General features: G+C 69.7%; 13 protein-coding genes. 5 read left to right on the top strand and 8 right to left on the bottom strand.

Annotation, left to right across the window (positions count from 1 at the left end; all coding sequences use genetic code 11):
• Positions 1–62: 62 nt before the first annotated feature.
• Positions 63–944 carry an energy transducer TonB gene (locus ACK4K7_RS11835; protein WP_431866228.1) on the bottom strand — a complete coding sequence of 294 codons (882 nt, stop codon included), beginning with the start codon at positions 942–944 and terminating at the stop codon, positions 63–65.
• A 69-nt stretch (positions 945–1,013) separates the two neighbouring features.
• Between ACK4K7_RS11835 and ACK4K7_RS11830 the strand changes: the two genes are divergently transcribed.
• Positions 1,014–1,415: a GFA family protein gene (locus ACK4K7_RS11830; RefSeq protein ID WP_431866226.1), complete on the top strand. Its 402-nt coding sequence runs from the start codon at positions 1,014–1,016 to the stop codon at positions 1,413–1,415.
• On the opposite strand, the gene rsmD is transcribed toward ACK4K7_RS11830, so the two are convergent.
• Entirely contained in the window at positions 1,412–1,951 is a 540-nt protein-coding gene (gene rsmD, locus ACK4K7_RS11825; protein WP_431866224.1) for a 16S rRNA (guanine(966)-N(2))-methyltransferase RsmD, read from the bottom strand. The two genes, ACK4K7_RS11830 and rsmD, sit on opposite strands and share 4 nt — an antisense overlap.
• Positions 1,951–2,814 carry a pseudouridine synthase gene (locus ACK4K7_RS11820; RefSeq protein WP_431866222.1) on the bottom strand — a complete coding sequence of 288 codons (864 nt, stop codon included), beginning with the start codon at positions 2,812–2,814 and terminating at the stop codon, positions 1,951–1,953. The genes rsmD and ACK4K7_RS11820 overlap by 1 nt, the downstream gene beginning before the upstream one ends.
• Positions 2,815–2,921: 107 nt before the next feature.
• On the opposite strand from ACK4K7_RS11820, the gene ACK4K7_RS11815 reads away from it, so the two are divergent.
• Positions 2,922–3,344: a response regulator gene (locus ACK4K7_RS11815; RefSeq protein ID WP_431866221.1), complete on the top strand. Its 423-nt coding sequence runs from the start codon at positions 2,922–2,924 to the stop codon at positions 3,342–3,344.
• Here the strand turns inward: ACK4K7_RS11815 and ACK4K7_RS11810 are convergent.
• Positions 3,328–4,485, bottom strand: coding sequence for an aromatic ring-hydroxylating oxygenase subunit alpha (locus ACK4K7_RS11810; protein ID WP_431866219.1), 1,158 nt, complete (start codon positions 4,483–4,485; stop codon positions 3,328–3,330). The two genes, ACK4K7_RS11815 and ACK4K7_RS11810, sit on opposite strands and share 17 nt — an antisense overlap.
• 144 nt (positions 4,486–4,629) lie before the next feature.
• On the opposite strand from ACK4K7_RS11810, the gene ACK4K7_RS11805 reads away from it, so the two are divergent.
• Positions 4,630–5,130: a DUF2062 domain-containing protein gene (locus ACK4K7_RS11805; RefSeq protein WP_431866217.1), complete on the top strand. Its 501-nt coding sequence runs from the start codon at positions 4,630–4,632 to the stop codon at positions 5,128–5,130.
• Here ACK4K7_RS11805 and ACK4K7_RS11800 read toward each other — a convergent pair.
• The 4 genes from ACK4K7_RS11800 to ACK4K7_RS11785 form a co-directional block, all read right to left on the bottom strand.
• Positions 5,127–5,345 carry a DUF2842 domain-containing protein gene (locus ACK4K7_RS11800; RefSeq protein WP_431866215.1) on the bottom strand — a complete coding sequence of 73 codons (219 nt, stop codon included), beginning with the start codon at positions 5,343–5,345 and terminating at the stop codon, positions 5,127–5,129. The genes ACK4K7_RS11805 and ACK4K7_RS11800 overlap by 4 nt on opposite strands.
• A complete protein-coding gene (locus tag ACK4K7_RS11795) occupies positions 5,336–5,911 on the bottom strand; it encodes a 5-formyltetrahydrofolate cyclo-ligase (RefSeq protein ID WP_431866213.1) in 576 nt (191 codons plus the stop codon). Before ACK4K7_RS11795 ends, ACK4K7_RS11800 begins: the two co-directional genes overlap by 10 nt.
• Positions 5,912–6,064: 153 nt before the next feature.
• Positions 6,065–6,388 (bottom strand): cell division protein ZapA, encoded by a 324-nt coding sequence (locus ACK4K7_RS11790; RefSeq protein WP_431866212.1) that lies wholly within the window; start codon positions 6,386–6,388, stop codon positions 6,065–6,067.
• Positions 6,388–6,627, bottom strand: a complete 240-nt coding sequence (locus ACK4K7_RS11785; RefSeq protein ID WP_431866210.1) for a hypothetical protein — start codon at positions 6,625–6,627, stop codon at positions 6,388–6,390. The genes ACK4K7_RS11790 and ACK4K7_RS11785 overlap by 1 nt, the downstream gene beginning before the upstream one ends.
• Positions 6,628–6,784: 157 nt before the next feature.
• Between ACK4K7_RS11785 and tkt the strand changes: the two genes are divergently transcribed.
• Together tkt and gap are read left to right on the top strand one after the other, a co-directional pair.
• Positions 6,785–8,764, top strand: coding sequence for a transketolase (tkt, locus tag ACK4K7_RS11780; RefSeq protein WP_431866209.1), 1,980 nt, complete (start codon positions 6,785–6,787; stop codon positions 8,762–8,764).
• Positions 8,765–8,867: 103 nt separating this feature from the next.
• On the top strand, positions 8,868–9,872 hold the full coding sequence (gene gap / locus ACK4K7_RS11775; protein WP_431866208.1) for a type I glyceraldehyde-3-phosphate dehydrogenase: 1,005 nt from the start codon (positions 8,868–8,870) through the stop codon (positions 9,870–9,872).
• Positions 9,873–9,897 lie beyond the last annotated feature (25 nt).

The raw sequence follows: 9,897 nt of genomic DNA, 5'->3' as shown, positions 1-9,897 counted from the left end.
GCACCGCCTGCTCCCATGGTTGGTGATCGCGATGCTGAGGTAGGGCGCGCGCGGGCGAAGCGCTACCAGATCCCGCGGCGGCGGCGCGGCGGTTCGGCGGGATCGGGAGGGAGATGTTCGATCACCCATTCGTGGTTCTCGACGATCTGCGAGCGCACGGGACGGCCGGCGCGGTCGCGCGAGGGATCGAAGCGGAAACGCTGTTCGATGAGGCGGCAGGTGGTTTCGTCCAGCAGGCCGTTGCCGCTGGAGCTGGTGATCCGGCACCCGGTCGCCCGGCCGTCCGGTTCGACGACGTAGATCACGCCGACCGTGCCGCCGATCCTTTCTTCGCCGAGGCCAGGGGGATAGTCGCTGTCGCGGATGCGGCCACGGATGCGGCGCGGCGGAGTCATGCCCCGGCCGTCTCCCGCCCCGCCCGCTCCGCCGCCGCCCGCGCCGCCGCCGCGCGCCCCGCTGCCGGTGCCCTGGCCGACGCCGCCGCTGCCGGTGCCCGGCCCCGGTACGTCGGCATTCCCGCTGGAGGGATCAAGGCCGTGGCCAGCGGTCGGGGCCGATACGATCGGCGGCGGGACGGGAAGCGCGACGATCGGCTCCGGCGCGACGATCTCGGTGGCGCGCGAAACGAGGTTGGGCGGCGATGCGGCGCCTTCCGGTCGGGGATCGGCCCTGCGCTCGGACCGCGTCTCTCCGGGAGAAGGGCGGGGCGGCTCGGGCGGCTCGCGCAAGGGGGCAGGCGGCTCGGGCGCGAGGTCGAACAGGCGCAGCGGTTCGGGCGCCGCGACGGTCGGAGGTGTACCGAGCCCGCGCATCAGCAGGAGCGCGACAAGCGCATGCACCGCCAGCGCCGGCACGGCGGCGCCGATTCGTTCGCGGGTGCTGGTCGGGTGGTGCGGCATCTGCTTCCCTGTTCCACCGGCGGTGCCACGGCCGAACTGAACCATCGCTGAGCCGGCGCTTGCCCGCGTCCGGCGCCTGTGGCAGGAGAGGGTAGGAACAAAAGGGGACCAATAATGCTGGAGGGAGGATGCCATTGCGGCGCGGTCCGCTACCGGATCGAGGGTGAGGTGATGCACGCCGCGCTGTGCCATTGCGGCGATTGCCGGCGCCATGCCGGCGCGCCGGTGGTCGGCTGGACGATGATGCGGCGCGAGCAACTGAGCTTCAGCGGCGAGGTCGTCACTTATGCCTCGTCCGAGCACGGGCGGCGGCAATTCTGCCCGCGCTGCGGCACCGGCCTGTTCTTCGTCAACGAAGAGGCGTTGCCGGGGCTCGTCGACGTACAATTGGCGACGCTCGACGATGCGGAGGCCTTGCCGCCGCAGGCGCACATCCAGGTGGCGGAGCGTCTTGGCTGGATGAAGACGGCCGGCGCCCTGCCGGAATATGAGCGCTTCCCGCCGGGCGCGGCCTAGGCCGGGTTGCGCAGGAGCGTGATCTTGGCCTTGCCGTAACGGCGCCCGGCCAAAGCGTCGAGGCCGGGCAGCGCCACCTCCGCGTCCGCCGCGCTTTCCACGCTGACCAGCGCCCCCGGCGCGAGCGCGCCCGAGGCGACCAGCCGCTCCAGCGCCTTGCGGCCCAGTCCGCTGCCATAAGGCGGATCGAGGAAGACGAGATCGTAGCGGCCGCCCGCGAGAGCGGTCGCGTCCTGCGGCCGGATCTCGGCTTGCGCCTCCGCTCCCAGAGACGCCACGTTGCGGCGCAAGGCGTCGATGGCGGCGCGGTCCTGCTCGATAAAGGTGCAGGACGCGGCGCCCCGCGACAGCGCCTCCAGCCCCAGCGCGCCGGTGCCGGCGAACAGGTCCAGCACGGCCAGTTCCTCAAAGCCGCCGAGCCGGCTTTGCAGCATCGAGAACAGGCCCTCGCGCGCGCGGTCGGAGGTGGGGCGGGTCGCGGCTCCCGGCGGCGCGGCGAGCGGTCGGCCGCGCCAGCGGCCGGCGATGATACGCACTACCTCCTCTCCGTGCGGGGGGCACGGGAGGAGGGGGACCGTGCGGCGCGCGGGGGAGGGGCGTTGCGGCGGGGCCTTGCCCCTTCACCGCCCTGCGGGCGGTCTCCCTCCCGGCCGCTCCGCGATGGCGAGGATTTGCCGAGCGTCTTGCGGAACGCCACCAGATCGTGCTGGCGCACCTCGTCGATCGCGCCGGCGGGAAGGTCCCCGAGTTCGAACGGGCCGTAGGCGGTGCGGATCAGGCGGCTGACCTTCAGTCCGAAATGTTCGAGAACGCGCCGCACTTCGCGGTTCTTGCCTTCGGTGAGTTTCATCTCGACCCATTGGTTGCGGCCGGTCCGCCGTTCGAGATTGGCGTCGATCGAGCCGTAGCGGACGCCGTCGATCTCGATCCCCTCGATCAGGCCTTCCAGCTGTTCCTGGCTGATGTCGCCGAAGGCGCGTGCGCGGTAGGTGCGGGTGACGCCGGTCGCCGGCAGCTCGAGTTCCCGCTTCAACTCGCCGTCGGTGGTGAGCAGCAGGAGCCCCTCGGTGTTCATGTCGAGCCGTCCGACCGGCATCAGACGCGGCAGCCCCTTGGGCAGGCGGTCGTAGATGGTCGGGCGGCCCTTGGGATCGCTGGCGGCGGTGAGCAGCCCGGCGGGCTTGTGGAAGAGGAACAGGCGGGCCGGGGCCGGCGCCTTGACCGGCTTTCCGTCGACGGTGACGCCATGGAGCGATGTGAGCAAAGTCGCCGGCGTCGCCACCGTCTGCCCCCCGATGGCGATGCGACCTTCCTCGATCATCCGTTCGATCTCGCGGCGCGAGGCGATGCCGGCGCGCGCGAGCAGTTTGGCGATGCGTTGCGGTTCCCGGCTTTTCATGTCTCACTCGGCTCAGCGGAGGCGCAGTCGCGCCCGGCGGACGGCACCGAAGGCCGGATCGCTCGTTTCGCAATCGGACCGACCAACGGGAAGGCTGGCGCACTAACATGCTCTTCGGGAAACGTGAACGGCTTATCAGGCGCATCCTCGTCGTGGAGGACGAGCCGTTGGTCGCGTTCGACAACGAGCATCTGTTGTCGGACGCCGGCTATGAGGTGGTGGCGACCGTCGACAATCTCGCCGCGGCGCGTGAGGTGATCGAGAAGGAGACGCTCGACCTCGTCCTCACCGACATTCGTCTGGCGGGCGAGGGGGACGGCACCGGGGTTGCCCGGATCGCGCGGGGGCGCAAGGTCCCGGTCCTGTTCGTGACCGGCGCCTGCCCCGACGAGGCTGCGGCGCTCGCCGTCGGCTGCCTCGCCAAACCCTATACGGACAAGATGCTGAAGGCCTCGCTCGAGGCGCTGGACGATGTCCTGCAGGGGCGGGAGATCAAGAAGCTGCCCGCCGGTCTCAGCCTGTTCGGCTAGGCTCTTCGCGCAGCACCCGCTCCACTTCGTCGTGGAAGACGCGGATGCCGGTCTCCAGCGTGCCGAGCGTCAGCCGATCGAGGGCGCCGGAGGCGAGCCCTTGCTGGCCGAGGGCGGCGGCGCGGAAATCCTCCGCCCCGAACACGCCGCCATCCAGCAGCGTCCAGCTCTTCTCCCAATGCGCCTCCTCCTCGGGCGTGCGCGGCGGCTCCGGGATCAGCATGAAGTCCTCGACCAGGGTGCGGTCGACCGCGCGGGGCATCAGCACCATCAGGTTCACATAATCCGGGCTCATGACGAGGACCGTGCCCGGGAAGAGCTGATAGGCGAAGGTGATCGCGCCGCGCAGGGCGGGCCAGTCGTGCGGATCGATGCGGGAGAGATAGTCGGTGCGTCCCACCGCGGAGCGCTGATGCGGGCCGATCTGGTCGGCGACGGTGATCCCGTCGGCGAAGAAGCGGCCGATCGTGTCGGCGTGGAGACGCTGGACATGATAGCCTTCCAGGAAAGCGTCCATGATCAGCTTCCAGTTCGCCGGCACGTCGTGGACCCGGCGGCGAAAAAGGTGGTGGCCGGCCAGCCCGAAGGCGTCGAACTCAGGCGCCAGCGCGTCGACGCCGGAGAAATCGGCGTCGCTCCGTGCGAACCAGATGAGGCCGCCCGCTTCCCGGCTGGGCAACTCGGCGAGGTGGTAGGCGGCTTTGTCGAGACCGGGAAAGCTCTCGGCGCGCGGCACCCCGGCCAGTGCGCCGTCCAGCTTGTAGGCCCAGGCATGGTAGGGGCAGACGAGCCGTGGCACGCAGTGCGGCGCCTCGCCCTCGACCAGGCGGGTGCCGCGGTGGCGGCAGACGTTCAGGAAGACGTGCGCCCGGCCTTCGGCATCGCGGGTGAGGAGCAGGGGAGGGCCGAAGCCGTCATGGGCGACCGCCATGTCGGTCCGCGGCAGGAGCGCCGAGGGGGCGATCACCAGTGGCCGGCCTTCGAACAGGAGCGCCTGTTCGCACGCGAACCGCGCCTCGTCCAGATAGGCGGAGGCGGGGACCGTCTCGATCCGTGAACCGAGCGCGCCGCCGCCGTCGGCGAGGCGGCGGGCGAGGGCGAGCTGACCGTCGGTCGGCCGCTGCGTGGCTGGCATGTCCATCGCGGCAGAATGCGCGATTTTCCAGCCGAGGCAAGCAGGCGCGGCGGGACATGGTTGATTCAGCATTGTCCGCTACGATCTTTGTGGCAGAGGGGTTCCGATCCTGTGGGAGTCGACGTGTTGAGGAGCTGGTTGGGCGCAAGGTTGCCGACCCGGGAGTCGCTGCTCGCGAACCGGTGGATCCGGCCGTTCGCGCACCGGCTCACCCATCCCTCGCTGTGGCATTTCAACCGGTGGAGCGTGGCACGCGGGATCGCGCTCGGCCTGTTCTGCGGCTTTCTCGTGCCGCTCGGACAGATCTTCCTCGCCGCCTTCTTCGCGCTCACCGTGCGGGCCAACCTGATCGTCGCGGCGGCCGCGACCCTGGTCACCAACCCGATCACCTTCCCCGCCATCTATTGGGCGGCTTACTCGCTGGGCCAGCGGCTGTTGAGCACGAGCGGGCTGCTCGCTTTTCAGCCCGACGCGGCGGACGGTTATCTGATCCAGTCGGTGGCGTGGCTGCTGAGCGTCTCCGCGCCGACCGCGCTCGGGCTGCTGCTGTTCGCCGGGCTGTCGGCGGTGTTCGGCTATCTCGCGGTACATTTCGGCTGGCGGCTTTGGGTCCAGCGCCGCTGGGCCAGCCGTCAGGCGCGCCGCGGCTAGCCGCGCCAGCGTCCCGTCGCCATCCAGCGCAGCAGCGGCTTCAGCGGCAGCACCCACAGGAAGCCGGCGGCGGTGTAATAGACGACCCAGATCGTCCAGTGGAGCTCGCCCAGCATCTCCGCGACGGTGACCACCGCCACGCTCCACAGCGCGATGAGGAGGAGGATGAGGGCGATTCCCGCGGAATTGCGCCAATTGGGCTGGTCTACCTGCATTGGATCCACTCTCTTGGGGTGGCGATGGCGTCGAGCGGCACGTCCCACGGATCGGCGGGCAGCGGCGCGTCGCTGATCTGGGTTTCCCACGCGATGCCGATCGTCCGCACGGGCCCGGCGGCGCGCAGGTGGGAGAGCGCGCGGTCGTAATGGCCCTTGCCGTGACCGATGCGGGTGCCCTGCCGGTCGCCGAGCACGAGCGGGACGAGCACCGTGTCCGGCGCCACCGCCTCCGCCGTTGCGGGCGGCTGGAGCACGCCCCAGGGGCCGGCCTCCGCGGCCGGGGCCTTGCGGAACATCATCCGCACGTCGCGGCCGCCGAACCAGGGCAAGGCGGCGACCTGTTCTCCGCCCAGAAGGTCGAGGACCGCATAAGGGCTGATCTCGTCGCGCATCGGATGATAGCCGGCGACGATCCGGGCGCCGATCAGCTGCGGCAGGACGATCCGGCCGAGGTCCGCCTCGAGCGCGGCGCGCGTCTCGGAGGTCAGCGCGCGCGCATAGTCGCGGCGCCGTTCCAGCGCGCGGGCGCGAAGCTCGCTCTTGGTGGGTGACGGGACCGCCATGGCCGTTTGCCGGAATATCCTCTGACGCCAGAACGTCAGGTGGGGACCATGTGCGTCGGACCTGGATCCGGGCAGGGACAGCCCCCTAGGATGTCTTATCGCCTCAGGGATGTTCTCAAAAGCTCGTACCGGGCAGTACCCGTCAGCCTCTATCTAAGGTGCCGGAGCGCCTTGCTCAAGCCTGTCGGCCAGGCTTTCCATCCGTTCGGCGAGCCGTTCCAGCGCCTCGCCGAGGCCCGGATCGGCGGCGGGGGCCGCAGCGGCGGGCGCGCCGCCGCCCGCCTCCTTGAGATCGTCGGCCAGCAAAAGCGAGGCGAACAGGAGCTGCCGCGCCTCGCCGAGATTGCCGAGCGCCTGGGCGGCATCTCGCGCGCGCCGGTCGACGATCGCCGCCACCTCGCGCAGATGCGCCTCCTCCCCGTCGCGGCAGGCGATGGTGTAGCGCCGGGTGGCGATCTCGACGTCGACGCTGGCCATCAGCGCACCTCCTCCAGCCCGGCATCGCCCTCGGCGAGCACGCGGTCGATCTCCCCGATCGCCCCCTCCACCCGGGCGCGAAGCGCGGCATGGGCCGCGCGGACCCGTCGCAGCTCCGCGTCGCTTCCGCCACCGTTCCCTTCAGTGTTCCCGGTGGTCCCGTCGGCTGCGGCGCGCTCGATGCGGTCGAGCGCCCGTTCGATCCGGGCGAGGGCGGCGGCTGCGCGTTCATCTGCCATGGGCGTGGAGCATAGCATGGCCGGTGCCGCGCTCCAACGGCGTCCCCGCACCGGTTGACGCGCGCGCCTCCGCGCTTAAAGGAGCGGCCACGCGGGCTGTTCGTCCGAGTCCTCCCGCGCGTCCGCCCGGACCTCATCGACTTCACAGGGATCGTACATGGCCGTCGAACAGAAACTGCTCGCCAACGCCATCCGGGCCCTGTCGATGGACGCGGTGCAGGCCGCCAATTCCGGCCATCCGGGCATGCCGATGGGCATGGCCGACGCGGCGACGGTGCTGTGGACCGAATATCTGAAGCACGACCCGGCCGATCCGCGCTGGCCGGACCGCGACCGCTTCATCCTGTCCGCCGGCCATGGATCGATGCTGATCTACAGCCTCCTCCATCTGAGCGGCTACGAGCGGCCGACGATCGACGACATCCGCAATTTCCGCCAGCTCGGCAGCCCCTGCGCCGGCCACCCCGAAAATTTCATGCTGGACGGGGTCGAGACGACCACCGGTCCGCTCGGCCAGGGCTTCGGCATGGCGGTGGGCATGGCGATCGCCGAGCGGCATCTGAACGCCGTCTTCGGAGACGATCTGGTCGATCACCGCACCTGGGTGATCGCCGGCGACGGCGATTTGATGGAAGGGGTGAACCACGAAGCGGCGGGTCTCGCCGGGCATCTGAAGCTCGGCCGGCTGATCTGTTTCTGGGACGACAATCGCATCACCATCGACGGTTCGACCGACCTGTCGACGTCGGAGGATATCGAGGCGCGCTATGCCGCTTATGGCTGGCACACCGTGCGCTGCGACGGGCACGACATGGACGACGTCCGGCGCGCGATCGATGCGGCGCTCGCCGATCCGCGGCCGTCGCTGATCGCCTGCCGCACCATCATCGGCTGGGGCGCGCCCAACAAGATGGGCACCGCCGCCACCCACGGCGCCGCGCTCGGCGAGGACGAGGTGAAGGCTGCCCGTGCCCATCTCGTCTGGGAGCATGAGCCGTTCGAGCTGCCCGACGACATCCGCGACGCCTGGCTCGAGGCGGGCCGCCGCCGGCAGGGCGATCATCGCGCCTGGCGCGAACGGCTGGATGCGAGTCCCCACAAGGACGAGTTCCTGCGCCGGATGGAGGGCCGCTTGCCGGAAGGCGCGGCCAAGGGCGACTATTTCGATTGGCTCGCCGCCAATCCCCAGAAGGTCGCGACGCGCAAGGCCTCGGAGATGGCGCTGGAAGCGATCAACGCCGCGATCCCTGAGACGATCGGCGGGTCGGCCGACCTCACCGGCTCCAACAACACCAAGACCAAGGGTCAGAAGCCGCTCACGGCCGCCGATTATTCGGGCCGCTACATCTACTACGGCATCCGCGAGTTCGGCATGGGCGCCGCGATGAACGGCATGGTGCTGCACGGCGGCGTCATACCTTATGGCGGCACTTTCCTCGTCTTCTCGGATTATTGCCGGCCGGCGATCCGCCTCTCGGCGCTGCAGAACGCCCGCGTGATCTACGTCATGACCCACGATTCGATCGGGCTGGGCGAGGACGGGCCGACCCACCAGCCGGTCGAGCATGTCATGAGCCTGAGGATGATGCCGGGCCTCGACGTCTACCGGCCGTGCGACGCGGTCGAGACGGCCGAGTGCTGGGCGCTGGCGCTGCAGCGCTCGGACGGGCCATCGCTGCTCGCGCTCACCCGCCAGAACCTGCCGCAGCTGCGGCTGGAGCGGACCGAAAATCTCAGCGCGAGGGGCGGCTATCGCCTCCGTGCCGCGCAGGCCGGCCGCAAGGTGGTGCTGATCGCCACCGGTTCGGAGGTCGAGGTGGCCATCAAGGTCGCCGATGCGCTCGAAGGGCAGGGGATCGGGGCCGACGTGGTCTCGATGCCCTGCTGGAGCCTGTTCGACGTGCAGGACGCTGCTTACCGCGCCGACATCCTGCCCGAGGGGCCTTTGCTCGTCTCGATCGAGGCGGGGACGACGCTCGGCTGGGAACGCTATGTCGGCCGTCACGGCCTCAGCATCGGGCTCGACCGGTTCGGCGCGTCGGCTCCGGCCGAAGACCTGTTCAAGCGCTTCGGCTTCACCGCCGAGGCGATCGTGCCGCGGATATTGGAGTCATTGGCCCGCAGCCGTTCGGGCTGAGCCTGTCGAAGCCCGCTCCTTCTCTCGCCGCGAGAGAAGGGAAGGGGCGGCCGTCGACAAGCTCAGGCCGAACGGGAAAAGGGTGGAAATTGAGGAGCGACAGATGACCAGAGTTGCAATCAACGGGTTCGGGCGGATCGGGCGCCTGGTGGCGCGGGCAGTGCTCGCCAATGCCGACAAGGGTCTGGAACTGGTGGCGATCAACGATCTCGCCGACGCCCAGTCGAACGCGCTGCTGTTTAAGCGCGACTCGGTCCACGGCGCCTACCCCGGCGAAGTGTCCGCCGACGGCAACGACCTCATCATTGACGGCAAGCGCATCAAGGTGACCGCCGAGCGCGATCCCGCGAAGCTCCCGCACGGCGACAACGGCGTCGACATCGCGCTCGAATGCACCGGCTTCTTCACCGATCGCGACAGCGCGCAGAAGCATATCGACGCGGGCGCCAGGAAGGTGCTGATCTCGGCGCCGGCCAAGGGCGTCGACCTGACCGTCGTCTACGGCGTCAACCACGACAAGCTGGAGGCCGGCCACACCATCGTGTCCAACGCGTCCTGCACCACCAACTGCCTCGCCCCGGTCGCCAAGGTCCTGCACGAACTGGTCGGTATCGAGCGCGGTCTGATGACCACCATCCATGCCTATACCAACGACCAGAAGATCCTCGACCAGATCCACAAGGACATGCGCCGCGCCCGCGCGGCCGGCATGTCGATGATCCCGACCACCACCGGCGCCGCGCGCGCGGTGGGCGAGGTGCTGCCGGAGTTGAAGGGCAAGCTCGACGGCTCCGCGATCCGCGTGCCGACCCCCAATGTCAGCGTCGTCGATCTCACCTTCATGCCGGGCCGCGAGACCTCGGTCGAGGAAGTGAACGGCGCGCTGAAGGCCGCTTCGGAAGGCGCGCTGAAGGGCGTTCTGGCCTATACGGACGAGCCGCTGGTCTCGATCGACTTCAACCACGACCCGGCGTCCTCCACTGTCGACAGCCTCGAAACGGCGGTCCTCGAAGGCAAGCTGGTGCGCGTGCTCAGCTGGTACGACAATGAATGGGGCTTCTCCAACCGCATGGTCGATACGGCCGCCGCCATGGCGAAGCTCGGATAAGCTGCGTTCCCCTCCCGGCATGGGA

Origin of the sequence: Allosphingosinicella sp., assembly GCF_046295735.1 — a bacterium.
GTDB lineage: Bacteria > Pseudomonadota > Alphaproteobacteria > Sphingomonadales > Sphingomonadaceae > Allosphingosinicella.
Note: the sequence above shows the minus strand (reverse complement) of the source record. Positions and strands in the feature narration are given on the sequence as shown.

Coding starts and splice junctions, on each gene's coding strand:
- ACK4K7_RS11835 (WP_431866228.1), bottom strand. CDS start 944: ATGGTTCAGTTCGGCCGTGGCACCGCCGGTGGAACAGGGAAGCAGATG.
- ACK4K7_RS11830 (WP_431866226.1), top strand. CDS start 1,014: ATGCTGGAGGGAGGATGCCATTGCGGCGCGGTCCGCTACCGGATCGAG.
- ACK4K7_RS11820 (WP_431866222.1), bottom strand. CDS start 2,814: ATGAAAAGCCGGGAACCGCAACGCATCGCCAAACTGCTCGCGCGCGCC.
- ACK4K7_RS11815 (WP_431866221.1), top strand. CDS start 2,922: ATGCTCTTCGGGAAACGTGAACGGCTTATCAGGCGCATCCTCGTCGTG.
- ACK4K7_RS11810 (WP_431866219.1), bottom strand. CDS start 4,485: ATGGACATGCCAGCCACGCAGCGGCCGACCGACGGTCAGCTCGCCCTC.
- ACK4K7_RS11800 (WP_431866215.1), bottom strand. CDS start 5,345: ATGCAGGTAGACCAGCCCAATTGGCGCAATTCCGCGGGAATCGCCCTC.
- ACK4K7_RS11795 (WP_431866213.1), bottom strand. CDS start 5,911: ATGGCGGTCCCGTCACCCACCAAGAGCGAGCTTCGCGCCCGCGCGCTG.
- ACK4K7_RS11790 (WP_431866212.1), bottom strand. CDS start 6,388: ATGGCCAGCGTCGACGTCGAGATCGCCACCCGGCGCTACACCATCGCC.
- ACK4K7_RS11785 (WP_431866210.1), bottom strand. CDS start 6,627: ATGGCAGATGAACGCGCAGCCGCCGCCCTCGCCCGGATCGAACGGGCG.
- tkt (WP_431866209.1), top strand. CDS start 6,785: ATGGCCGTCGAACAGAAACTGCTCGCCAACGCCATCCGGGCCCTGTCG.
- gap (WP_431866208.1), top strand. CDS start 8,868: ATGACCAGAGTTGCAATCAACGGGTTCGGGCGGATCGGGCGCCTGGTG.